The sequence below is a fragment of the Staphylococcus sp. FSL W8-1268 genome (genome assembly GCF_038003965.1).
GTDB lineage: Bacteria > Bacillota > Bacilli > Staphylococcales > Staphylococcaceae > Staphylococcus > Staphylococcus hominis.
On record NZ_JBBOQE010000001.1, the window covers coordinates 20,943 to 45,066 of the forward strand.

Annotated in this window: 23 protein-coding genes, 2 tRNA genes and 5 pseudogenes; 21 read left to right on the plus strand and 9 right to left on the minus strand. The window is 30.8% G+C overall.

The features are described from left to right. Positions 1–318 precede the first annotated feature (318 nt). The 17 genes and pseudogenes from NST64_RS00085 to NST64_RS11590 all read left to right on the plus strand — a co-directional run. A tRNA-Glu gene (locus NST64_RS00085) sits at positions 319–393 on the plus strand. A gap of 5 nt (positions 394–398) precedes the next feature. Continuing rightward, a tRNA-Asp gene (locus tag NST64_RS00090) sits at positions 399–471 on the plus strand. Positions 472–959: 488 nt separating this feature from the next. Beyond that, positions 960–1,661, plus strand: coding sequence for a response regulator YycF (gene yycF / locus NST64_RS00095; RefSeq protein WP_002449444.1), 702 nt, complete (start codon positions 960–962; stop codon positions 1,659–1,661). A gap of 12 nt (positions 1,662–1,673) precedes the next feature. Further along, on the plus strand, positions 1,674–3,500 hold the full coding sequence (walK, locus tag NST64_RS00100) for a cell wall metabolism sensor histidine kinase WalK (RefSeq protein WP_002449341.1): 1,827 nt from the start codon (positions 1,674–1,676) through the stop codon (positions 3,498–3,500). After that, entirely contained in the window at positions 3,490–4,821 is a 1,332-nt protein-coding gene (locus NST64_RS00105; protein WP_049418831.1) for a YycH family regulatory protein, read from the plus strand. Before walK ends, NST64_RS00105 begins: the two co-directional genes overlap by 11 nt. Further along, a complete protein-coding gene (locus NST64_RS00110) occupies positions 4,822–5,613 on the plus strand; it encodes a two-component system regulatory protein YycI (RefSeq protein ID WP_049418833.1) in 792 nt (263 codons plus the stop codon). A gap of 273 nt (positions 5,614–5,886) precedes the next feature. After that, positions 5,887–6,669 carry an MBL fold metallo-hydrolase gene (locus NST64_RS00115; protein ID WP_087437087.1) on the plus strand — a complete coding sequence of 261 codons (783 nt, stop codon included), beginning with the start codon at positions 5,887–5,889 and terminating at the stop codon, positions 6,667–6,669. A 419-nt stretch (positions 6,670–7,088) separates the two neighbouring features. Beyond that, positions 7,089–7,568 carry a 23S rRNA (pseudouridine(1915)-N(3))-methyltransferase RlmH gene (gene rlmH, locus NST64_RS00120; protein WP_107632235.1) on the plus strand — a complete coding sequence of 160 codons (480 nt, stop codon included), beginning with the start codon at positions 7,089–7,091 and terminating at the stop codon, positions 7,566–7,568. A 46-nt stretch (positions 7,569–7,614) separates the two neighbouring features. Further along, positions 7,615–8,145: a hypothetical protein gene (locus NST64_RS00125; protein ID WP_049418327.1), complete on the plus strand. Its 531-nt coding sequence runs from the start codon at positions 7,615–7,617 to the stop codon at positions 8,143–8,145. 344 nt (positions 8,146–8,489) lie between these two features. Further along, positions 8,490–8,867 (plus strand): annotated as a pseudogene (locus NST64_RS00130) (transposase); the annotation flags it as partial. Next, on the plus strand, positions 8,845–9,033 hold the full coding sequence (locus NST64_RS00135; RefSeq protein WP_049418332.1) for a hypothetical protein: 189 nt from the start codon (positions 8,845–8,847) through the stop codon (positions 9,031–9,033). The pseudogene NST64_RS00130 and the gene NST64_RS00135, both read left to right, overlap by 23 nt. Positions 9,034–9,123: 90 nt before the next feature. Continuing rightward, the gene (locus NST64_RS00140; RefSeq protein ID WP_152907175.1) at positions 9,124–9,624 is read left to right on the plus strand and encodes a hypothetical protein; all 501 of its coding nucleotides are present in this window, start codon (positions 9,124–9,126) and stop codon (positions 9,622–9,624) included. Positions 9,625–9,732: 108 nt separating this feature from the next. Further along, positions 9,733–10,590 carry a hypothetical protein gene (locus NST64_RS00145; RefSeq protein WP_049418335.1) on the plus strand — a complete coding sequence of 286 codons (858 nt, stop codon included), beginning with the start codon at positions 9,733–9,735 and terminating at the stop codon, positions 10,588–10,590. Between the two features lie 238 nt (positions 10,591–10,828). Then, positions 10,829–11,314: a GNAT family N-acetyltransferase gene (locus tag NST64_RS00150; RefSeq protein ID WP_049418337.1), complete on the plus strand. Its 486-nt coding sequence runs from the start codon at positions 10,829–10,831 to the stop codon at positions 11,312–11,314. Between the two features lie 176 nt (positions 11,315–11,490). Then, entirely contained in the window at positions 11,491–11,634 is a 144-nt protein-coding gene (locus tag NST64_RS00155; RefSeq protein WP_049418338.1) for a hypothetical protein, read from the plus strand. 69 nt (positions 11,635–11,703) lie between these two features. Continuing rightward, positions 11,704–12,027, plus strand: coding sequence for a restriction endonuclease subunit S (locus NST64_RS00160; protein WP_080984376.1), 324 nt, complete (start codon positions 11,704–11,706; stop codon positions 12,025–12,027). 89 nt (positions 12,028–12,116) lie between these two features. Further along, positions 12,117–12,799, plus strand: a pseudogene (locus tag NST64_RS11590) (restriction endonuclease subunit S); the annotation flags it as partial. A gap of 335 nt (positions 12,800–13,134) precedes the next feature. Here the strand turns inward: NST64_RS11590 and NST64_RS00175 are convergent. The 7 genes and pseudogenes from NST64_RS00175 to NST64_RS00205 form a co-directional block, all read right to left on the minus strand. After that, positions 13,135–13,632 carry a GNAT family N-acetyltransferase gene (locus tag NST64_RS00175; protein ID WP_017175155.1) on the minus strand — a complete coding sequence of 166 codons (498 nt, stop codon included), beginning with the start codon at positions 13,630–13,632 and terminating at the stop codon, positions 13,135–13,137. 272 nt (positions 13,633–13,904) lie between these two features. Beyond that, entirely contained in the window at positions 13,905–14,126 is a 222-nt protein-coding gene (locus tag NST64_RS00180) for a hypothetical protein (RefSeq protein WP_049418340.1), read from the minus strand. Between the two features lie 25 nt (positions 14,127–14,151). Beyond that, positions 14,152–14,643, minus strand: a complete 492-nt coding sequence (locus tag NST64_RS00185) for a DUF1643 domain-containing protein (protein WP_049418342.1) — start codon at positions 14,641–14,643, stop codon at positions 14,152–14,154. A gap of 14 nt (positions 14,644–14,657) precedes the next feature. Then, a pseudogene (locus NST64_RS00190) lies at positions 14,658–14,968 on the minus strand (DUF960 family protein). Between the two features lie 86 nt (positions 14,969–15,054). Further along, a complete protein-coding gene (locus NST64_RS00195; protein ID WP_049418344.1) occupies positions 15,055–15,405 on the minus strand; it encodes an SAUGI family uracil-DNA glycosylase inhibitor in 351 nt (116 codons plus the stop codon). Positions 15,406–15,939: 534 nt separating this feature from the next. Beyond that, entirely contained in the window at positions 15,940–17,478 is a 1,539-nt protein-coding gene (gene putP, locus NST64_RS00200) for a sodium/proline symporter PutP (RefSeq protein WP_049418347.1), read from the minus strand. 684 nt (positions 17,479–18,162) lie between these two features. Further along, positions 18,163–18,397, minus strand: a pseudogene (locus NST64_RS00205) (cassette chromosome recombinase CcrB); the annotation flags it as partial. Positions 18,398–18,570: 173 nt separating this feature from the next. Here NST64_RS00205 and NST64_RS00210 point away from each other — a divergent pair. Both NST64_RS00210 and NST64_RS00215 read left to right on the plus strand, forming a co-directional pair. Further along, positions 18,571–19,587, plus strand: a complete 1,017-nt coding sequence (locus NST64_RS00210; protein WP_049418348.1) for a hemolysin family protein — start codon at positions 18,571–18,573, stop codon at positions 19,585–19,587. Between the two features lie 217 nt (positions 19,588–19,804). Further along, a pseudogene (locus tag NST64_RS00215) lies at positions 19,805–20,131 on the plus strand (HAD-IIB family hydrolase); the annotation flags it as partial. A gap of 264 nt (positions 20,132–20,395) precedes the next feature. Here the strand turns inward: NST64_RS00215 and cstB are convergent. Together cstB and NST64_RS00225 are read right to left on the minus strand one after the other, a co-directional pair. Continuing rightward, positions 20,396–21,724 (minus strand): persulfide dioxygenase-sulfurtransferase CstB, encoded by a 1,329-nt coding sequence (cstB, locus tag NST64_RS00220; protein ID WP_049418349.1) that lies wholly within the window; start codon positions 21,722–21,724, stop codon positions 20,396–20,398. A gap of 18 nt (positions 21,725–21,742) precedes the next feature. After that, positions 21,743–22,810, minus strand: a complete 1,068-nt coding sequence (locus NST64_RS00225) for a DsrE/DsrF/DrsH-like family protein (RefSeq protein ID WP_049418350.1) — start codon at positions 22,808–22,810, stop codon at positions 21,743–21,745. A 138-nt stretch (positions 22,811–22,948) separates the two neighbouring features. On the opposite strand from NST64_RS00225, the gene cstR reads away from it, so the two are divergent. Next, the gene (cstR, locus tag NST64_RS00230; RefSeq protein ID WP_000456194.1) at positions 22,949–23,209 is read left to right on the plus strand and encodes a persulfide-sensing transcriptional repressor CstR; all 261 of its coding nucleotides are present in this window, start codon (positions 22,949–22,951) and stop codon (positions 23,207–23,209) included. Then, positions 23,206–23,964 (plus strand): sulfite exporter TauE/SafE family protein, encoded by a 759-nt coding sequence (locus NST64_RS00235; protein ID WP_002473148.1) that lies wholly within the window; start codon positions 23,206–23,208, stop codon positions 23,962–23,964. Before cstR ends, NST64_RS00235 begins: the two co-directional genes overlap by 4 nt. The last annotated feature ends 160 nt before the right edge of the window (positions 23,965–24,124 follow it).

Genomic DNA, 24,124 nt, shown 5'->3' on the forward strand with positions numbered 1-24,124 from the left:
CATACGATTGACGAGCGGGTTGCTTTTCGAAGCCCATTAATAATAAAGCATTTAATGGTATACATTTAACGTTGTTAAAGTCACTCACTTTAGCAACGTTTTTTATATACATCAAATAAGGTAATGATAACCATATCATTTAAATTTGAATTAATAATGTAAAAGTAAAGAAAAAAAGTATATTCTCACGTAATCTACCTTCAAAACAACTCTTTTTTTCTAAAAATTAAGGAATTATAAAAAAATATTAAAATTATGTAAAAAAGTTCTTGTCTTTAAAATAAAAGCTATGCTATAATCTATCTTGTGCTTAAGAACGGCTCCTTGGTCAAGCGGTTAAGACACCGCCCTTTCACGGCGGTAACACGGGTTCGAGTCCCGTAGGAGTCACCATTTTAGGTCTCGTAGTGTAGCGGTTAACACGCCTGCCTGTCACGCAGGAGATCGCGGGTTCGATTCCCGTCGAGACCGTATTGCTTATCCAAAAGGGTAGGCATTTTTTTTATACTTTTTTAATATTGCTTCTTTATTTTTATAAATATATAGACGTTATCATGAGTAAAGCGATGTGTGTATTACAAATAGATGACGTCGCAATATATTTTTAATATTTCTCTCTTTTTTTATACATCTTTTATATATCACTCTTAATTTTCAACGACTATCCGCTATCATCATTTTGTAACATTGTACCGTTTCAGTCTTCCTACGACTTTTGTCGAATATTCAAGGCGCTCAACTTATTTGTAATATAAAACGAGCGTGGTAAACTTTAAATTAATGTTATTCTATAATTTTAAATATGAAAATAGAATTAAGTGAATATTAATGTTAAATTATATAGTAGATAAACGTGCGTTAAGACGTAAGATAGCGCCATATAATACAGTTAATGTTTTACTCAAAATATAATAAACATTAAGGTTTGAACTACAATTTGAGAAATGAGGTTTATAGATATGGCTAGAAAAGTTGTTGTAGTTGATGATGAAAAGCCAATTGCGGATATTTTAGAATTTAATTTAAAAAAAGAAGGCTATGAAGTGCATTGCGCTTATGATGGTAATGATGCCGTCGATTTAATTTATGAAGAAGAGCCAGACATCGTATTGTTAGACATTATGTTACCTGGTCGCGATGGTATGGAAGTATGTCGTGAAGTACGTAAAAAATATGACATGCCAATTATTATGTTAACAGCGAAAGACTCAGAAATTGATAAAGTATTGGGCCTTGAATTAGGCGCTGATGATTATGTGACGAAACCATTTAGCACACGTGAATTAATTGCACGTGTGAAAGCAAATTTAAGACGTCACTATGCTCAACCTGCGCAAGAATCAGAAGGTACAACGAATGAAATTGCGATTAAAGATATCGTAATTTATCCTGAGGCTTACTCAATTAAAAAACGTGGTGAGGATATTGAATTAACACATCGTGAATTTGAATTATTCCACTATCTGTCAAAACATATGGGTCAAGTTATGACACGTGAACACTTACTACAAACGGTTTGGGGCTACGATTATTTTGGAGACGTGCGTACAGTGGATGTAACCATTCGTCGTTTAAGAGAAAAAATTGAAGACGATCCATCTCATCCAGAATATATAGTGACACGTCGAGGCGTTGGATACTTCCTCCAACAACATGATTAGGGGTTGCAAACGATGAAGTGGCTGAAACAACTCCAATCCCTTCACACAAAACTCGTTATTGTTTATGTCTTACTGATTATTATTGGAATGCAGATTATTGGTCTGTATTTCACTAATAGTTTAGAAAAAGAATTAACCAATAATTTCATGAAGAATATTAAACAATATGCGACACAACTCGAAGTCAATATTGAGCGTATTTATAAAGATAATCCTTCAAATGCACAAAAGGAAGTTCAATCGCTACTGAATGAATACGCTAACCGACAAGAGATTGAAGAAATCCGCTTTATTGATAAAGATCAAATTATCATGGCTACAGCGAAGTTATCATCCCATAGCTTAATTAATCAAAAAGTGAATGATAATTCTGTTCAAAAAGCAATCTCTCTTGGCGAAGCAAATAGTCATAACGTCTTAAAAGACTATGGTAATGGTAAAGAACGGATTTGGATTTACAACTTACCAGTTAAGAATGGCAATGATGTGATCGGTAATATTTACATAGAGTCAAATATTAATGATGTATATAACCAACTTAACAATATCAATCAAATCTTTATTATTGGTACGGCTATTTCCTTATTTATCACGGTCATACTCGGTTTCTTTATTGCGCGAACGATTACGCGACCGATTACAGATATGCGTAACCAAACAGTTGAAATGTCAAAAGGGAACTATACACAGCGTGTTAAGATTTATGGCAATGACGAAATTGGTGAACTTGCGCTTGCGTTTAATAATCTTTCTAAACGTGTACAAGAAGCCCAAGCGAATACAGAAAGTGAAAAACGTCGACTCGATTCTGTCATTACACATATGAGTGATGGTATCATTGCGACGGATCGACGTGGTCGTATTCGTATTGTGAATGATATGGCGATTAAAATGTTAGGTATGGCGAAAGAAGACCTCATTGGTTATTACATGCTAAATGTTTTAAAAATAGAAGGCGATTTTTCATTAGAAGAAATTCAAGAGAATAATGATAGTATCTTAATTGATATGAACGAAGAAGAAGGTATTATTGCACGTGTCAACTTTAGCACGATTGTACAAGATACAGGATTTGTTAATGGTTATATCGCCGTATTACACGATGTTACAGAGCAACAACAAGTGGAACGTGAACGTCGCGAATTCGTTGCCAATGTATCACACGAATTACGTACGCCACTAACCTCAATGAACAGTTATATTGAAGCACTTGAAGAAGGCGCTTGGAAAGATGAAAATCTTGCGCCATCGTTCCTTTCAGTCACACGTGAAGAAACGGTACGTATGATTCGACTGGTCAATGACTTACTTCAATTATCTAAAATGGATAATGAGACAGAACAAATTACAAAAGAAATTGTCGACTTTAATATGTTTATTAATAAAATTATTAATCGACATGAAATGGCAGCGAAAGATACAACGTTTGTACGTGAAATTCCAAATGAAACGATTTTCACAGAAATAGATCCAGATAAGATGACGCAAGTATTTGATAACGTCATTACGAATGCGATGAAATATTCTCGTGGAGATAAACGTGTCGAGTTCCACGTGAAACAAAATGCACTTTATAATCGAATGACCATTCGTATTAAAGATAATGGCATCGGTATTCCAATTAATAAAGTAGATAAAATCTTTGATCGCTTCTATCGCGTAGATAAAGCACGTACACGTAAAATGGGTGGTACGGGTCTTGGACTGGCCATTTCAAAAGAAATTGTCGAAGCACATAATGGTCGTATCTGGGCAAACAGTGTTGAAGGACAAGGCACATCGATATTTATTACACTTCCATGTGAAGTGATAGACGACGGTGATTGGGATGAACAGTAAGGAACATATTAAATCAGTTATCCTTTTTCTTTTAGTCATGATGAGTATTGTCCTTACGTATATGATTTGGAACTTTACTCCAGATTTAAATAATTTAGACAGCGCGGATAGTAAAAAAAATAATACTAAAACCATTGGTAAACCTTTAGCTGCAAAGATGGACACAGTGATTTCACCTTATCAAGTTGTGTCAGTTAAAGAGGATAAAGTAAAAGGATTGACACCATCAAGATCTCAACTCGCTCAAGTTATTGATCCACTCAAAGATCATGAAGTGAGTAAAGTAGAATTGATGCAAAAAGGGTATAATTTGCAAACCCCGATATTAGACCATGATTTTGTCGTATTGGATTTTACGTATGATATGCCATTAACCACCTATTTAGGTCAAGTACTTAATAACTCAGCTAAAATTCCTAAACATTTTAGCTTTAATCGGATTTTAATGGATAAAAATTCTAAGGGTGATCTAGAACTATATGCGCTGAGTAAACATCATCAACAAGTCATGAAAGTGACGATAGACGCTAAGGCAACGCCATTTACTAAAACCATTCATCATTTAGAAAAAGATATGGAAACCTATTCGGAAGTGATTACGAATAAGACAACGATTGATAAATCAACGCATATTTTTGCGCCGAAACATCCAAAAGACCTACACTCATATCGTATGGTATATGATACGATTTCAGTCGAAACGATGAACTCAATTTTATTTGATGATTCTGTCATTATTCGAAGCGGAAAAAGTGGTTCGACCACATATAATAATAATACTGGCGTCGCAAACTATAATGATGACAGTAAAAAGTACCATTATAAAAACTTATCGGAAGATGAATCAGGTTCGAAAGATATGGATACTTCCATCCCAAGTACATTCGAATATATTAATAATCATGGTGGTTTCTTTAACGATGATTTCCGTCTGTTCGATACAGATAATATGTCAGGAGAATTAACTTATCAACTATTCCTTAATGGACATCCTACATTTAATGATCAACAGTTGAATGAAATTAATGTGACTTGGGGAGAGAAAGGAATTTATGACTATAAACGTGCTCTTCTACGTTCAAGCGTCCCTTTAGAAGGTGTAACGACATCATTAGATAGTTTGGAAACGGTGCGTGCGTCACTTGCAAATAATCATAACATTGATTTTGAAAAAGTATCGAATATGATCGTTGGCTATAAAGAAGATGATAAGCCAGATAAAGATGACATCGAAGTACAACGGAATAGTGTATTTATTCCAACGTGGTATGTTGAGTATGATGGTGAGTGGTATGTATATCAGGATGGGAGGCTTGAATAAATGAACTGGAAACTAACCAAAACATTGTTTATTTTCGTGTTTGTTCTAGTCAATATCTTTCTCATTCTGATTTATATTAATAAGGTGACCAAATCGCAAATTAATGAAACTGAAAGCGATAATGAAGTCAACTTCCAGCAAGAAGAGATTAAAGTATCGAAAGATGTATTAAATAAAGATGTAAGTGGTACGAAGATGCAAATGATCACTGCTACTTCTAAAAACTTTAAATCATACGCTGAAAATAAATCTTCATTAGAAACAAGTGATTCTGGTTTTACATTAAGCGGGGACGTAGACAATACTGTAAATGTAAGTGATCGTAATCTTAGTGATTTAAAAGATTACATTATTAATCATATTTATAACGGTAAGGTCTATCAACTTGGCGATATTAATTCAAATACAGTCACTTACGAACAAACATATGATGGATACCCATTGCTTAATAACAATAAAGCACGCCTTCGCTTTAATATAGACGATGGTAAAGCGACCACGTATAAACAAACATTAATGAGTAAAATTGAACCTGCAAAAGGGGACAATAATCCTAAGAAGCAAGTCATTACGCCGCGTAAAGCAATTGAAAGCTTGTATTTCAATCGTTACTTAAAAGCTGGCGATGACGTATTAGATGCTAGACTAGGATATTACTCAGTAGTAAGAGAAACCAACGTTCAATTACTACAAGCAAACTGGGAAATCAAAGTGAAACATAAAGGTAAAGAAGAAACGAAAAAATATTATGTTGAAGCCACTTCAGTCAATCCTAAAGTGATTGATAACTAAAAAGTGATGCATTTTAAATAGAGCAAAACAGCGGTCAAAGTTGCCCGTTGTTTTGCTCTTAAATCGTTAATATAAACAGAGAATTGGAATTTCTAGTTACAGGTTGGTATAGTATACTATAAAAGTACTTTTAGAGCGGAAGGTTTCGAACAAAGATACAAGTTCGAAACTATATTTTTTTAGAAAAAAAGCAAATATAAAATAATTAGACTGAAGGCACTCTAAATAATTAAAATTTAAGATAATGAGAAAGGATGAACCATCTTGATTCGAATGAGCGTATTAGCAAGCGGTAGTACAGGAAACGCGACTTATGTAGAAAGTGAGAAAGGCAGTCTATTAGTAGATGTCGGTCTTACGGGTAAAAAGATGGAAGATTTATTTAGTCAGATTGATAGAGATATGAAGAATCTGAATGGTATCCTAGTGACACATGAACATAGCGACCATATTAAAGGACTTGGCGTCATTGCACGTCGATATGGTTTACCCGTGTATGCGAATGAAAAAACGTGGAAAGCGATTGAGAAAAAAGACGATAAAATTCCAATGGATCAAAAATTTATTTTCAATCCATATGAAACAAAATCCATTGCAGGTTTTGATATAGAATCATTTAATGTCTCTCATGATGCGATTGATCCACAATTTTACATTTTCCATAATAACTATAAAAAATTTACGATGATTACAGATACTGGTTATGTGTCAGACCGAATGAAAGGTATGATTCAAGGTAGTGACGCATTTATGTTTGAAAGTAATCATGATGTGGATATGTTACGCATGTGTCGTTATCCTTGGAAGACGAAACAGCGTATTTTAAGCGATATGGGACATGTGTCAAATGAAGATGCAGGACATGCGATGGCGGATGTGATTACAGGTCATACGAAACGTATCTATCTGTCACATTTATCTCGTGATAATAATATGAAAGATTTAGCACGAATGAGCGTTGGACAAGTATTAAATGAACATGATATTGATACTGAAAAAGAAGTATTATTATGTGATACAGATAAAGCACAAGCGACACCGATTTATACGTTATAAAATTGAAAAGAAGTATGAAGCTTAATGAAAATCTTAAGAAAGTATGAGGTTTTTATTAAGCTCTTTTTTTTTGAAAAATTAAAGTTATTATCTAACAATTGGACTATACATGAATATTCATTAAAAAGTGGGTAATTAGAGTGATTTACTTAGAATCTGTGAATAAATATAAAAGACGGTCGTGAAGTTATCCCCAAATTTAAAGAAAGTTATCCACTATTGTGAATAATACACACAGAAATACTCACATTATACACAGACTTATCCACAAAAATAGTGTATATGTGACATTTTTGTAGATAAATCTTAAATTTTCCACAGAATTTATATGCATTCCTGTTATAATTAGAGGGAATTCTGTTAACAAGTTGATAACTTGTGGATAAGTCGAATAACTATTATCAACACGGAGGACTATAATGAAGATTACTATTTTAGCTGTCGGCAAATTAAAAGAAAAATACTGGAAACAAGCGATTGCTGAATATGAAAAAAGACTCGGAGCATATTCTAAAATTGAGATGATTGAAGTACCGGATGAAAAAGCACCCGAAACTATGAGCGACAAAGAGATTGAACAAGTCAAAGCAAAAGAAGGACAACGATTATTAGCCAAAATTAAACCACAAGCCACCGTTATTACATTAGAAATACAAGGTAAAATGTTGTCATCAGAAGGTTTAGCTAAAGAACTACAACAACGTATGACACAAGGACAAAGCGACTTCGTCTTCGTCATTGGGGGGTCAAATGGACTCCATCAAGACGTCTTAAATCGCAGTAACTACGCACTCTCATTTAGCAAAATGACTTTCCCACACCAAATGATGCGCGTCGTCTTAATCGAACAAGTATATCGAGCATTTAAGATTATGAGAGGCGAAAGTTATCATAAGTGATGCGGTTTTTAAATTATTAATTAAATTATTGAGAGAGAGGGATTTTATGTTAAAACAAACTGAATTTGTTGATAACCTAAAAAAACGAATGAATTTGTCTATGGAAAATAGCTATTATCTTGAATCGATCACATGCTCATATGCAATTATTGAAAATAGAGTCAAAAAAATAGTTTTGCATTTGAATATGCCTGCTAATAGAAGTCTTTATAAAAATACAAGAAGTATTTATAACAAATTATATGAATTAAATACAATGACTGATAAAAAAGAAAGGAAAATTTTAAGATATATAAAATATAGATTGAAAAAATATAATTTATTAGATGTTGATGAAAATTTAGATTTTGATAATTGGTATAGCGATAAAAATAACTATAAAGTAGGAAATAAATTAATAAATTTTAGAATAGATAGAAATAATTTAACACATGATCTTGCAACTTTTGATGATAATAATCCAGAAATAATAAATTTTAATGATTATCTTGATTTAGCATATATGGGGAAAGAAGTAGCAGATGAATTATGTAGAATTTCTTCAAATATAAAAAAAATGAAGAATAGTAATGATTAATCCTCTATGTTAAAATAAAAATGTAAGGTATCGTTTTTAATGATGGTGCCTAGGGTGGCATCGAACTTTAATTAGTTCACCTTACAATGTTTCTTTAGAATTTAGTTTAGAGGCTGGGACATAATTCCTAGCAAAATAGCCAGTAAATGAGTTTTCATAAATTCATTTACTGGCTTTTTATTTACAATACTTCGTATTTATATGTAATTTTACATTGAAATACTAAAAAATAAGGCCCTGTCGTATAATTTAATAAATACAACTAAACTAAATTAACGAGGTGTCTTATGTATAAAGATTATAATATGACTCAACTTACTCTACCAATAAAAACTTAAGTTTTTATCTCCGCAAATGATATTTCACGACATGTAAATAATATTGTAGAAACGATTCTCGAGACTGAATTCGATGAATTAAGACATCATCGGGGTGCAACATCATACCACCCAAAAATGATGTTAAAAGTAGCTCTATATGCCTACACCCAATCTGTGTTTTCAGGACGTAAGATAGAAAAATTACTCAATGATAGTATCCGAATGATGTGGCTATCACAAAATCAAAAGCCTTCTTATAAAACGATTAATCGATTTAGAGTAAATCTCAAAGTAGACGCTTTATTAGAATCATTATTTATTCAATTTCATAGTCAGTGTTTGAAACAAAATCTTATTGATGGTACGAAAGTTGAGGTAAATGCCAATCGATATACATTTGTATAGAGATTCAATACAAATAACTACACCTGAACTTCCCAATGTATATTTAACAGAAACAGAATCTTCTATTTATCAATCTGAAGATATAACGCCTCTGTGGACTTTATGGGGTAATAGAAAAAATATATTTGAATCATTGAAGCATAATCAAGAACAACCTATCTGATTAGATAGTTAACAGTCTTTGTGTAATTATATAGATAGGATAGCTAAATACAATTTTTTACTTTTAGCAATGACAAGTTTTTTAAATTCATTGGAAAAGATTCACTCTGAATCTCGAGATCAAGCAATTAGAGATCATAATAAGTTTAATGTCGAATCATTAAAAAAGTTGAGAAGTAACTTTTTTACAATTAGTTTGAATTTGTCTTCACTTCAACAAGATTTAATGAGTTATTGGGATTTTATTAATAATTATCATAAAATTTTACATTTTGACTTGAAATTTGTAAAAGCTGACTCATTCAAGAATACGAATTCTAAACAAGAACAAGTTTTAGATTTTAATAAAATGTTAGAGAAAAGACATAAAAAAACTATACAGAGACTAATAGATACTGATAAAAATTACCGAAATATTATTAATAGTATAACATTTATTTCTGCTTCAGAAGATAATTCAAAAATTGGAAGAATGGCTATTTATGTATCAATAAGTTCTCTTATTGTTGTAGGTATCACATTTTTATTTTCAGACATTGGTTCTAAAAGTATTATTCAACGTGTAATTTCATATATATTATCTTTGATATAAATATTAAACAGTTGATATATTTTTATTAAATAATAGTAGTTGTCTTTAAATTCCATATATTCAATATAGGTAAATATATCATTACTAACAAGTAAAGGAGTTATTAATATGAGATCCATTAAATTAATAAAGTATAATGGTGTTCTATATACTAGTAAAAGACTAAAGAATACAAATCAGTTAAACACATCTAAATCGTATTTAGATATAATGAGAAATATTCAAAAAAGCATCTCAAAAATAAATAATATAATGGCAGATACTGTACTTAAAGTAAATAATACTTTAAATGATAGCTTTAAAGTTCATATAAATTTGATTAATAATATAACGACCAATATTGATTTTAATAAGTTGCAAAAAATAATTAGTTTACTAGAAGAAAATTTAATGCAATTTATCAGATACAGTGAGAAATACAGGCTGAGTATGAAATTAGAATATTTTTCTGATTACTATGGTATTTATCTTGAAAAAGAGAAAATCACTGATGAAGATATTTATACAACTTTTAAATCTCATTACTCGACTATTAAAAATAATCTCATGAAAAATGAATTTTACTATCCAAAGAGGTTTTATATCCGACGAGCTATAAATAACTTTGAAAATAAGCGATATCCAGAAACTGCTATGCTTGCACTAGCAGCTATTGAGTTTTTAACTATATATAATACGTTTCAGGAAAAAAGAGAAGCCAATTATAAAAGTATAAATATAATTTTGAATAAAGATATACTTAATAAAAAAGAAGAAATCGAACAAGTTATCACTCAGTATACTGTTAAATTGCTAAAGGAATATTACGGTATTAACAATGATATAGATGATCCGGACTATATTAATAGAAATCGATTAATGCATGGTATTATGGATATTGAATCAATTAAGAAAATTGATTGTATAAAACTTTTATATCTCATGGATGTATTGTCAACTATTAAAGTTGAGCTATTGAAAAACTAAGAAAATTATTAGTCATTTTATATTATAAGCATTTATATTTAAAAAACCGCATCATTAACCGATACGCAGAAGCATATCATAAATGATGCGGTTTTTTAATGATTAATAAAATGTATTGAGAAATATTTATGATTGATCAATAGTTTATTATATTTGAATTAAAAAGTACTATGTAGAAAAAGAAGGCCTAGATGAATACTTAGCAAAGAGTATTTTTAAAAGTAAGGGAGATGATCTTATGGGCATTAATATTCAACGTTTTGAAGAAAAGGATGCTAAGGAAATTGTTAAGCTAATTCATCGAGCAATGTTTGAAACGAACATCTTTGATTATTCTAAAGAAGACTTGGTAAAAGATGCTGAGAATATAACTGTGTCATCAATCATCGAAAGAGCTTCTTGGACTCACTTTTATGTATTTAGAGATGAGGAGACTATCATTGCGACAGGTGCAATTGGTCCTTATTGGGATAGTCTAACAGAGAGTAGTTTTTTCACTATTTTTGTTTTACCTGAATACCAAGGTAAAGGGGTTGGAAAACTTATTATTAATACATTGGAAGACGATGAGTTTTATAAGAGGGCTAGCCGGATAGAGATACCAGCATCAATTACTGCAGTTCCTTTTTATCAGAAGTTTGGCTATAACTTCAAGGATGGAGTTAGTATTGCTGATGAGGAAGGTATAATAAGAATGGAGAAAAAACTTTGCGACTTAAATTAACGTTACAAGTTAAGTAATTTTTAGTAATATTATTAGTCGGATTTACAGATAAAAAGTAATAAATATACTATATTTTAAAAAAGTTAGTTATTTATCTAGTATAAAATAACACATCCAATATTAATTATTACTAAATTTTGATATATTTAAGGAAAGATTAAGTTTAAGGTGGATGAATGGCTTATCAGAGTGAATATGCATTAGATAATGAGGTACTTCAAAAATTTAAGGATTTGAACTATGAAAGTGTAAATATACATAATATTGAATCAGAAATTAATGAATATCTCAAAGAACTAGGAGCGTTAAAACATGTCTGAACAAATAAATACTCCAAAACTGAGATTTCCGGAGTTTAGAGATGAATGGGAAATAAAAATTATTAAGAATTGTTTAATGTTGTTTCTGGCTCTACACTTCTTAGATCTAATACTTCTTATTATGAAAATGGAAATATACCTTGGATGAAAACTACAGACTTAAATAATTCATTAATTAATGATACTTCTGAAAAAGTAACTGATATTGTTTTAAATAACTTGAAACTTTTATCTAAAGATACCGTACTAATAGCTATGTATGGTGGGTTTAATCAAATTGGTAGAACAGGAATTTTGAATATCAAGGCAACCACTAACCAAGCAATTTCACCTCTAATAAAAAAGGTAATTATAATTCTAAGTTTTTGCAATCCTATCTCAATTTTAATGTAAAACAGTGGAGATGTTTTGCAGCAAGTAGTTGAAAAGATCCTAATATTACTAAAAGGGACATAGAAAAATTTAAAATACCATATACATGTCTAGAAGAACAAGAAAAAATAGGAACTTTCTTTAGCAAACTCGATCGTCAGATTGAGTTGGAAGAGAAGAAACTAGAATTGTTAGAGCAACAAAAGAAAGGTTATATGCAAAATATTTTTTCACAAGATTTAAGGATGAAAATGAAAATGAGTATTCTAAATGGGTAACTCAAAAAATTAAAGAATTAGGTAATGTTTATACAGGTAATACGCCTATTAACAAACAAAGTGTAAATTGGAATAGTAATAACTATATATGGGTTACACCTACTGATATAAATAATAAAAAAGAGTGAGTACATGTTGAGCGATGAAGGGTTTAAAAAAGCTAGACAATTAACCTAAAAATACATTGCTTATTACTTGTATAGCTAGTATTGGAAAGAATGCAATTTTAAGAAAAGAAGGATCATGTAATCAACAAATAAATGCGCTAGTTCCTAATAATGATAAGAACATAGACTTTTTATATTATGCTTTTGAAAGAGTGTTAAAATATATGAAACGTATTGTAGGGAAAACAGCAACTCAAATTGTAAATAAGTCTACGTTTGAAAATATTAGTATCGAAGTACCAAATTTTGAAGAACAATTAAAAATAGGAAGATTCTTGAATAGTTTTGATAAACTGATTGAAAAACAAGTTTCAAAGATTGAATGAATTATTAAAACAACGCAAATAAGGCTTTTTACAGAAAATGTTTGTCTGATTTTTATAAAGTCCTATTATGTTAATTGAAAATAGAAAAAATAAATTGAGAGCCTCCTTCACTTTGTGATGAGGGATGCTCTATTTTAGTTGAAATTAATATAAGCTTCATTCTGATAGATAGTCATTAATAATTGTTTGTAAATCGTTATTAAGTACTGTTGTTACAGCGTCATCATTCGTAAAATCCTCGTAGATTTTATCAAGAATTTCTTTCTCTTACGGACATTCGAGTGAAGCCCATTTCAATTTTAGTAGAAGTAATTTAGGTTTGAACCTACCTAAATGAATATATGAGTTATTTTTATGCTACAAAATATATTCAGATTTCAATAATGACATAAAATAGGCATCTTTATATTTACCTTTAGTATAGAATTGCTCTTTGAGTAATCCTTCTGTTTTAAATCCTTGTGACTCGTATATATGCACAGCTTTTTTGTTATCTGTATCAACATATAGATAAATTTTGTGCATGTTTAATATATCGAATGCATAATTTATCGCTTTTTCGAATGCGAATTTTGCATAACCTTTACCACTGAACTCAGGTTTAATAATTATTTGTATTTCACAATTACGATGGATGTAATTAATTTCTACTAATTCAACAATACCTACGACTTGATTTTCATCTTCAACAATAAAACGTCTTTCCGATTCATCTAATAAATGTTTATCAAATAAATATTGAAGTTCCGTTAAGGATTCATAAGGTTCTTCAAACCAATAAGCCATAATAGAATATTCATTATTTAATTCATGAACAAAAAGTAAATCACTATACTCTAATGCTCTTAGTTTCATAATTCCACTCCCAAGATTTTCTTATATATTTGTATTATAAATATAAATAACAAATAAGTCATCATTCACTGTGAACACTTTATTTTAACAATTCATCACATACTAATTCTCATTTTCTTGTTATTCTTGATTTATTACTTTTACTATGAAACCTATAAAATTCTCACATTTTTTGTATTAAGAATAAAAATATTAATAGTAACAATAAAAAAATAATAAAACATCCTCACCGTAAAAGTGAAGGATGCTCTAGTTTTATTAGAATATAGTTTTTATTTTGATAGATAATGGCTAATAATTGTTTGTAAATCATTGTTAAGTAACGTTGTTATAGAATCATCATTCATAAAATCATCATAGATCTTATCAAGTATTGCTTCATCTTCAATTGCTGTAAAATGGTGTATTAAACCTTTTACTATTGATACATAATCTTGCGATGCTAAACAACTAGCAACCATTCGCCAATCTGATTGTGTAGTGTCATGGTTCATAGATAATCTTCCTTTATTTCAATGTTCATTTTTGACGTGCTTTAGGATTAAGTGGATGCATAATTTCATTTGTTGCTGGATTAACGAGTTTTTTAATTTTCTTTTTATGAGATTTTAAAATTTCCATCACCTGTTCAACACGTTCGATAACAACAGGGCGCTTCGCATAGGCGCTATAGACTAGAATGACTGTGTCACTTTCGCTTATCGCTTTCATCAAGTAGATATCTGTGTGCTCGTCATAAGGTTCTTTGATATGTTTAAGGTTTTCAAGTGTTTTAATATTTGAAAATAGATTAACAAAATATACAGCGCCATATTGTTCAGAATTTACTAATTGGTTGAGGATGAGAACAGTTGTGAGATCGAGTGATAATACACTATCTAAATGAGGATACATGGTGATTACTGTACAAGCCGGTTTCTTTTCATCCCAAGTTTTCTTGAGTAAGTAGCGGTGTTGTTCATCATCGCTAAATATGGATTCTGTGTGTATTGTACTTTTGATTGTATTCATCATCGTCACTCCTTTTAGTGTTCTTCTGGTAAAAGCATCACATAAAAAAAATGTCTACATCATCTTCTCGGATGACGTAGACTTTCTTAGGTAATGCATTTTGATTTTTTATATAGTTTGTATAGTGATATTCCAATTTGTATGCGGGTTGTTCTTGTTCATGTGTGATTGTGAGTATATTTTCATCTTCTTGCAGTCTAAAAATGTGTAGGTAATCTATATGGGGTTGATTATCTCTTTCTTTCACCATATTCCAAAGTAATATTTGAAGCTCTAGAGATAGGTGTTCACTAATGCCTCTTGTGATATATCGATTGATTTTCATATTATTTTACCTCGTCTTGAATTTCTTTCATGATGATAATTGCTTGACTAATAATCGTAACAGATATTTGTGCAACTTTGATCCAATTATTCATGGTCTTTCCCTCCTTCTTTTAATAAATGACGTTCATCAATAATTGTATTTTTAGTATCAGTGAGGTAGAGAAAGTCCATATCAAAATGATCCAAATAACCAATGCTGATGAGTTGGTTATTGGCGTACATAAGAAATGGGTAGATACTTAGCTCATGTAGCTCATCATTATAGTAGGTATAAGTGTCAAGTGTAAGATGCGCAAGTGGGGTATCGTTAATAAAACGTTCGGGTAGAATATTATCTGCTGCTTCCTCTAATGCTTCACATTCCCACGTTTCATTGTTAGATAGTTGGAAGAGACGAGTTATATATTGTTTGAGTTCTTGAGTGATTGTTTCCATATCATTGCCTCCTAGATAGTGTGATAGTGATGTAGTTGATATACATCATTGGGATAATATATATTTGATTTGTCATTTATTACGAATCCCGGTGGGAATAAGAGAAAATTCCAATCAAAAACCCGTGATAAACGTTGGTGTAACGAGGAAATCCCGGAATCCCACTCATTTTGACGAACAATCAACTCATTATTTATAAGTATTGATGATAGGGTTGGGTCTCTGCTTCCTTATATATATTATTTATTTATAAAGAATAACGGGATTTTGGGATTGTGCTTGCACAATCCTTCTGCTTCTTCGAATCTGCAAATCCCATTCCTTTCCCGGTAAAAAATTATCGTGGGATATTCTTTAGCAATTTCAATATAAGCATCGTGTAGTTATGAAAATAATTACGACAATGACTGTTTCATTAGATAAGTGTTATTGAAATTGATAAAAACTATATACTTCAATAAAATGAAATTTGTAAATAAAAAAATAAGAGATAGAACCACAATTTCTTGTTCTACCTCTTTAAGTGACAAAGTGTTATTTTTCTTTTACAAGTTTTTTAACTTCTTCTAATTCTTTTTCAACATCTCTATTCGGTTTTTTAGTTATAAGACTTACGACATAAGTCACAATTAAACTTGTTAAAAATCCAGGAATAATTTCATATAAATTAAAGAAGTCATTATATTCTCCCAATGGTTTCACAAAAACAATCCAAATAATGACGACAACTGATCCTGATATCATACCAGAAATAGCTCCTGTACGACTTAATCCCTTCCAATAGAGAGATAGTAATACCAGTGGACCAAATGCAGCACCAAATCCAGCCCATGCATTACCAACAAGATTCAGTATAGTATCATTCGGAGTCCATGCGATTATAATAGATATAATTGCTATAATAAGAACAGATAATCGACCTACTAATAAAAACTCTTTTTTATGTTTTTTTGCAGCTTCTTCGCCTCTAATTAATTTATAGAAATCCTCAGTAAGTGAACTAGAAGTAACAAGTAGTTGTGAGGAGATTGTGCTCATAATAGCTGCTAAAATTGCTGCAAGAAGGAAACCACCAACCAATGGATGGAATAAAATTTGACCCATTAAAATAAAAAGCGTTTCTGGATCATTTAATTTAACTCCTCTATCTTGAACAAAAGCAATACCTATCAATCCTACACATACAGCACCAATTAAACTAATAGCCATCCAACTAATACCAAATCTTCTGGCTGTTTTTAATTGACTAACGGATTTGATTGACATGAATCGTACTATAATATGCGGTTGACCAAAGTAACCTAATCCCCAAGCAAAGAAAGAAATAATGCCCACAATAGTGGTACCTTTAAATAAATCTAAATTAGTCGGTTTTAAATCTGCTGCTTGAGAAAAAGCATCAATACCTCCGAGCTGCATCATGGCTACAATAGGTACCATAACCATCGCAATTAACATAACTACACCTTGAAAGAAGTCAGTTAATGATACAGCTAAATATCCCCCAAAGAATGTATAAGCAATAACAATCACCGAAACTAGAATAAGACCAGCATGATAATCTAGACCAAAAGCACTATTAAACAATTTACCACCTGAAACCATACCCGAGTGAGTATATAGTGTAAAGAATACAACAATAATACCACCAGAGATAATTTTAATAATATTAGAATGATCATTAAGGCGATGTGTAAAGTAGTTAGGTAATGTGATTGAGTCATTCGCTTTTTCAGTGTACACACGAAGTCTTGGTGCTACAAGTATGTAGTTAACATAAGCTCCAATAGTTAACCCAATAGCTAACCATGCTGCTGATAAACCTGTAGTATAAACTTCTCCAGGTAATCCCATAATCATCCAACCGCTCATATCAGAAGCGCCGGCTGATAATGCTGTGACGTAAGGTCCTATATTTCTCCCTCCAAGCATATATTCACTCAAATCCCCAGTTGCTTGTTTATAACCATAGTACCCAATAATAAGTAAAATAAAGAAATAAACTGCAAGCATAACATAAGTTCGCCAATCAGGATTTACTTGACTTGACAATGATGTAGCAAGAATAAACATAATTAATAACTCCTTTATTATATATTTATTTTAGTTACATACAATAATTATACAAAAAACAAGAGTTATTTAAAGGGTAAATTTAAATTTTATGTATTTAATTAATCTTATTAATTATAAATACTGTATTTATGTAGCAGTGAATATATTTTTAATATTAATTTTTAGTATATAATATTCATTAATTTTGTATATAACGATAATAAAAATAAATATACTATATTTGAGTAACATATAAATCGATATATTTGATTTGTCATTTATTACGAATCCCGTTGACAATATGAGAAAATTCTATATAAAAACCTGTGATAAAAGTTGGTGTAACAAGGAAATCCCGAAATACCGCGTATTTTGATGAACAATCAGCTCATTATTTATGAGTATTGATGAGGAGTGTATCTCTCTGATTCCCTATATATATTATTCATTTATAAAAAATAACGAGATTTTGGGATTGTGCTTGTACAATCCTTCTGTTTCTTCGAATCTACAAATCCCATTCCTTTTCCGGTAAAAAATCATTGTGGGATGTTCTTTAGCAATTTCAATATAAGCTTCGTGTAGTTATGAAAATAATGACGACAATGGCTGTTTCATTAGATAAGTGTTATTGAAATTGATAAAGAGAATTCTAAAATTGGTTAGATAAAATAAATGAAAGAATAACAGAATAGTCATTGTTTATTCAATAGTTATATATAAAGTTTGTGGCAAAAATAAAGACGAAATGCTGAGGGGGACTTTGTCGAGTGGGATGATTATCAAATAGTTGTGTAATAATAGCGTTATTCAATTTAAGGATAATGTAAAATTACTTTTTATTATATTCATCTATCCTTATATCCATACGATTGGTAACCGTTAGATACAGTGATTTCAATTACTCTTTCTCTAATTCTTCAATATCTTTGAATGTTGTCTGTGCAGTCATATCAGCATCATAATGTGGAGCTTCCGTTTGTTTATCTTGTTCTAGTTGATAGCACTATTGATATTAGTATTTAAAATCTAAATATTTTGATTATATATAAAACGTTGATACAATTCACATAATAGTAAGTCTATATTTTTTATTTTGGAGGAACATATTTGGGGACCCTATTTAGTCTGATTACTTTTATATTATTATTAGTCCTAACGGCATTTTTCGTAGCGACAGAGTTTGCTATCGTGAAAGTCAGAGAAACAAGAATTGCACAATTGTCTAATGCAGGAGAGAAGAAAGCAATCGCTGCTAAAAAAGTTGTCGATCATCTTGACGAATATTTAGCTGCCTGTCAATTAGGTATTACCATTACTGCTTTAGGTATTGGTATGGTCGGGGAGTCCACATTTGAATTTATTCTACACCCACTATTCAGTAGTATAGGTATTCCTGAAGCATGGATACATCCATTTACTATTGGTGGTGCGTTTGTTATCGCGACATTTTTACATGTAGTTGTAGGTGAGATGGCGCCTAAGACCATTGCGATTCAAAAAGCAGAGTATATTACATTACTCTTTGCGAAGCCGATCATCTTTTTCTATAAAATAATGTATCCATTTATTTGGCTATTAAATGGTGCAGCACGATTAATCTTGAAAATATTCAACATGAAACCAGCTAAAGAGAGTGAGGTATTCCACTCTGAAGAAGAATTGAAACAATTAATTCAAGATAGCCATGAAGGTGGCGAAATTAATGACAGTGAGTTACACCATATTAATCAAGCATTTAAATTCGATAATTTAGTCGCAAAAGATATTATGATTGATCAAGAACATGTCAAAACACTCAATTTAAATACGCGTTTTGATGATGCGCTTCAACAAATTAAAGAAGATGCATTTACAAGATATCCAGCTGTTAAAGATGAGCAAATTGTTGGTTTTATCCATTCCAAATCATTATTTAATGTGGATCAGCCATCTAAGTTAGCCACATTTGTTAATCCAATTATCAATGTTAAACTGAATACGCCATTGAAGCACATTTTGGAAATGATGAAAAAGAAAAAAATTCATATTGCTGCAGTTTATGATGATGCTGATTTCAAAGGTATCATTACTTTAGAAAATATTCTTGAAGAAATCGTTGGCGATATTGAAGATGAATATAATTAATACAATTGTTTATACTGACCCTATCATTGAGATTTGAAAGTCTGAATGATAGGGGATTTTTTATTTATCGACTTTAAACATTGACATCTGACTCAACTTGTAACTATAACGATTACATGCGATGAGAAGATTGAAAATTAGTAGTCGTTTTACTGTAGTTGGTGAACAAGTATCATTGATTAAACGAATCATTTAACACTAGACGATTTATTGTTATGGATATATTCATGATGACTACCGTATTGAATATTTACGTAAACATATTCAAGCTGCTATCGAAGCAGTAGATAAAGACGTTGATAAAGGAAAAACGATTCGCTTTTTACAAAATTTATTAAATATAAGTAGTGAACAAACGATTGTATTTGGTGATGGTTTAAATGATATTCCTTTATTTGAGCATGCACGATACAAAGTTGCTATGGACAACGCTTATCCAGAACTTAAAAGTAAAGCAAATTTAAGTTCAATTAATAATGATAGAGATGGCGTAATAGAAACATTGAATACATTACTTATAAATGACGATAATCATAGTGAATGAAACAATATGTAATTAACTTTTATACGATAAACCGCATCATAAAGGGATTTTGAACGTATCAGAACATATGAGGTTTATAAGAATTGCTGTTATGTTTTTTGATCACATCAATAAACAAAAAAGGTATGCACTATATAAAATATTTATTAAATGACATAAAGGAGGATACATAAATGATTTTTAAATAGATATGTATCCAATAATATAAAAAGGGACTATAAGCTATATCTAACTACTTATAGTCCTTCTTCATTAGTATAAATATTAAGAAAGGTGTATATCTTTGTAACCTTCATTTACATTAATAATGTTGTGATAACCTTTGTGTTCTAAAATACCAATAGCTATCGAACTTCTAATGCCAGATTGACAGTGTACATAAATAACATCATTTTTACTGAAAGGTAAATCTGTGTCTAAAAGTTTGCCGTGTGGTACATGAACCGCTTGAGATAAGTGGCCATTATTCCATTCATTATCATTACGTACATCCAATATATGTGATTCGTTACCTGTAATATCTTCACTATGAATGGAACGTGTTTGAACTTTAGATTGAGGTAATTGATATCCAGCAACATCATCGTATCCAATGAGTTGCAAGGTGTGCGTTGCTTTTGAAACAAGATGATAGTCTCCAATCAAGTTAATTTCTTGATTATAGTTTAAATACCAGCCAATTTGATTGATGAAATTTTTATCATATGGAATATTGATTGTACCTTCAATATGTCCACCATGATAAGCCTCCTTACTGCGGAGATCAAAAGTTAATCTGTTTGTACTTGTAGCTGGATAAACTGTATAAGGTTGGTATAAATCCATACCGAGTTGATTGATTTTTTTCATTTGTGCAAAATGATGTGGTGGTGCAGGTTGGTCAGAAATGAGTTTATCGATAAAGGTAGCTTCGTTATTTTCAGAAAAAGCCCAGTTCGTTTGTTTTTCATAGCCAAGCGTAGATGTTGGAATAGCACCTAAAGATTTACCACAAGGACTACCAGCGCCATGACCAGGCCAAATTTGAATGTAGTCTGGCAAGTCTTTAATACTTTCAATCGATTTAAACATTTGTTTAGCGCCTATTTCAGATGATCCTTCTACTTTAACCGCTTTTTCTAGTAAATCAGGTCTACCGATATCTCCTACAAAAATAAAATCACCACTGAATAGTCCCATTGGAACTTGTGCTCCAGCACCTTCGTCAGTAAGTAAAAAACTTATACTTTCTGGCGTGTGACCAGGTGTATGAAGCACTTTTAATTTTATATTTCCTACATAAATATCGTCATTATGTTGAACAAAATGAGTGTGGTTAGGCATATTTTTATAACCTAATGTGTCATCACTTTCACCCGATACATAAATATTAGCATTTAACTTTATAGCAACATCTCTAATTCCTGAAGCAAAATCTGCATGTATATGTGTTTCAGCTGCATGAGTAATGGTTAAACCTTCTTCATCAGCAACTCGAATATATGAAGATAAGTCACGAATAGGATCAATAATCATGGCTTCTCCAGTTTTTTGACAACCGATTAAATAAGATGCTTGAGATAAATGTTTATCATAAAATTGTTTAAAAAACATAATATCATTCCTTTCTAATTATATAAATAAATTGTGATTAGCTTGTTCTGTATATCCAATATATGCACCTACGCCACCGTATTCTACATCATCGCGTAATTCTTCTTTTGTAATGCCCATCACATCCATACTCATTGTACAAGCGATAAGTTTAACACCTTGCTCAACCGCTTGATCAATAAGAGAAGGTAAAGTATCGACATTTTTCTTTTTCATGACATAACGCATCATTAGATTGCCTAAACCAAACATATTCATTTTAGAAATAGGCATGTTAATTGGTGAATTTGGAAGCATAAAGTCAAAAAGTTTTGCAATACCTTTTTTCTTAATGCGTTGACTTTGAATTTTTTTAAGTGCATTTAAGCCCCAAAATGTGCAAAAGATGGTTACATCTCTACCTGCAGCTTTAGCACCATTAGCAATAATCATTGCTGCAACTGCTTTATCTAGCTCGCCGCTAAATAAAACAATTGTTGTTCCACTTTTCGTGTGTGTCACTTCTATATTTTTATTTTCTTCTTTTTGAATAATAGCGCGAATTTCATTACCAAAATCGTTGAGTCTAACAAGCGTATGTCCAGTTTGTTTGACCCAACTTTTAATATCATTTAAAAATCCGTGATCAGTCACAACAACTTCTATTTGATCACCAATAGCGATGTTTTTGATTTCTTTACTAATATTAACAATAGGTCCTGGACACTGTAGATTACTATAATTGAATGTCTTACGATTATCTTTAATTTCTCTATCTTCTTTTACTTTAGATAAATTATCATTATGATGTTGTTCTTCGTATGCGATATAACCTCCGTCTAAATTCACCACATCGTATCCGCGTTGTGCAAGAAATTGACTTGCTTTTCTACTTCTATTACCACTTTTACAATAGATATAGTAAGTTTTATTTTTGCTTTGTTTAAAAGTCTCTATATTTTCAACTGAATGTAATAAAGCATTTTTAATGTGTCCTAATTCAAATTCTTCAGGCTGTCGAACGTCAATTAATTGACCCTTAGAACCCAATTCTTCTAATTCCTTTTTAGTGAAATCATTAATGTGTTTCGTTTTATATTGTGACATAATTGCCTCCTTTTAAATACCTATGGGGGTATATTATAACGAATTAGATAGTTTGTCAAATACCTACGGGGGTATTTGACAAAATAAAATTTAATCAATATGATGTAATTATTAAAAATGAATGTGGAGTGAAATATATTGGAATATAATAAAAAGATGATTAATCGTATTCATCGCATACAAGGACAGCTTAATGGAGTCATTAAAATGATGGAGGAAGAAAAAAATTGTAAAGACGTCATTAGTCAATTAAGTGCCTCTAAAAGTTCTATTCAACGGTTAATGGGTATTATCATTAGTGAAAACTTAGTAGAATGCGTCAAAATGTCTGAAGAAAATAGTGAAGATTCTCAGGCACTAATTAATGAAGCAGTTGAATTATTGATAAAAAGTAAATGATAAGTATAACCACCATTATAGTAATGTTAGTTATTGGTATCTTAGGAGGATTTATTTCTGGATTAGTCGGTATAGGGGGAGCCATTGTTATTTACCCAGCTCTCTTATTATTACCACCATTATTTGGTTTACCTACTTATAGTGCTTATATTGCTTCAGGATTAACTTCAAGTCAGGTGTTTTTTAGTACATTGAGTGGATCTTTAAACGCATATAAAAATAAAAATTTTTCTAGAACGCTTATACTTAATATGGGAAGTGGAATGGTAATAGGTAGTATGCTAGGTGCAATCTTAGCGAATTTAATAAATGTTCAGTTTGTTAATACGGTTTATATTATTATTGCATTACTAGCTCTTATTCTAATGTTTATAAAAGTCACACCATCTACTAGTCATATTAAGTTTAATCGTCTACTTTTAATTACAATAGGTGGTATCATCGGTTTGGTATCTGGTATTGTAGGAGCTGGTGGCGCATTTATTATTATTCCAGTACTACTTGTTATATTTAAATTACCAATGAACATGGTGGTTACAAATAGTATTGTAATTGCATTCATTTCTTCTATTGGAGCATTTATGATTAAATTATTACAGGGGTATATTCCTATCAATAGTGCAATACCGTTAATTTTAGGTAGTATACTATTTACGCCTCTAGGTATGAAAATGGGCCAGAAAATACCTGACTATATTCAAAAAACGATAATATGTATTTTAATCGTCGTTGCAATTATTAAGTTGATATTTTAAAAACATGGGAGTGGGACAACATTCATTTTGAATTTGTAGTCTCGCTCCCTAAATTAATTCATACTATATTTAATTTAAAAGTTATTTTACATGTTTAAGATTTATGATAAAACAATATTAAAAAAACCGTATCATTAACTGATGCGCAGACTCATACTAT

Bases quoted from the DNA above. Each gene is read 5' to 3' on its own strand.
- yycF (WP_002449444.1), top strand. From the start codon at position 960: ATGGCTAGAAAAGTTGTTGTAGTTGATGATGAAAAGCCAATTGCGGAT.
- walK (WP_002449341.1), top strand. From the start codon at position 1,674: ATGAAGTGGCTGAAACAACTCCAATCCCTTCACACAAAACTCGTTATT.
- NST64_RS00105 (WP_049418831.1), top strand. From the start codon at position 3,490: ATGAACAGTAAGGAACATATTAAATCAGTTATCCTTTTTCTTTTAGTC.
- NST64_RS00110 (WP_049418833.1), top strand. From the start codon at position 4,822: ATGAACTGGAAACTAACCAAAACATTGTTTATTTTCGTGTTTGTTCTA.
- NST64_RS00115 (WP_087437087.1), top strand. From the start codon at position 5,887: ATGAGCGTATTAGCAAGCGGTAGTACAGGAAACGCGACTTATGTAGAA.
- rlmH (WP_107632235.1), top strand. From the start codon at position 7,089: ATGAAGATTACTATTTTAGCTGTCGGCAAATTAAAAGAAAAATACTGG.
- NST64_RS00125 (WP_049418327.1), top strand. From the start codon at position 7,615: ATGTTAAAACAAACTGAATTTGTTGATAACCTAAAAAAACGAATGAAT.
- NST64_RS00135 (WP_049418332.1), top strand. From the start codon at position 8,845: ATGCCAATCGATATACATTTGTATAGAGATTCAATACAAATAACTACA.
- NST64_RS00145 (WP_049418335.1), top strand. From the start codon at position 9,733: ATGAGATCCATTAAATTAATAAAGTATAATGGTGTTCTATATACTAGT.
- NST64_RS00150 (WP_049418337.1), top strand. From the start codon at position 10,829: ATGGGCATTAATATTCAACGTTTTGAAGAAAAGGATGCTAAGGAAATT.
- NST64_RS00155 (WP_049418338.1), top strand. From the start codon at position 11,491: ATGGCTTATCAGAGTGAATATGCATTAGATAATGAGGTACTTCAAAAA.
- NST64_RS00175 (WP_017175155.1), bottom strand. From the start codon at position 13,632: ATGAAACTAAGAGCATTAGAGTATAGTGATTTACTTTTTGTTCATGAA.
- NST64_RS00180 (WP_049418340.1), bottom strand. From the start codon at position 14,126: ATGAACCATGACACTACACAATCAGATTGGCGAATGGTTGCTAGTTGT.
- NST64_RS00185 (WP_049418342.1), bottom strand. From the start codon at position 14,643: ATGAATACAATCAAAAGTACAATACACACAGAATCCATATTTAGCGAT.
- NST64_RS00195 (WP_049418344.1), bottom strand. From the start codon at position 15,405: ATGGAAACAATCACTCAAGAACTCAAACAATATATAACTCGTCTCTTC.
- putP (WP_049418347.1), bottom strand. From the start codon at position 17,478: ATGTTTATTCTTGCTACATCATTGTCAAGTCAAGTAAATCCTGATTGG.
- cstB (WP_049418349.1), bottom strand. From the start codon at position 21,724: ATGTTTTTTAAACAATTTTATGATAAACATTTATCTCAAGCATCTTAT.
- NST64_RS00225 (WP_049418350.1), bottom strand. From the start codon at position 22,810: ATGTCACAATATAAAACGAAACACATTAATGATTTCACTAAAAAGGAA.
- NST64_RS00235 (WP_002473148.1), top strand. From the start codon at position 23,206: ATGATAAGTATAACCACCATTATAGTAATGTTAGTTATTGGTATCTTA.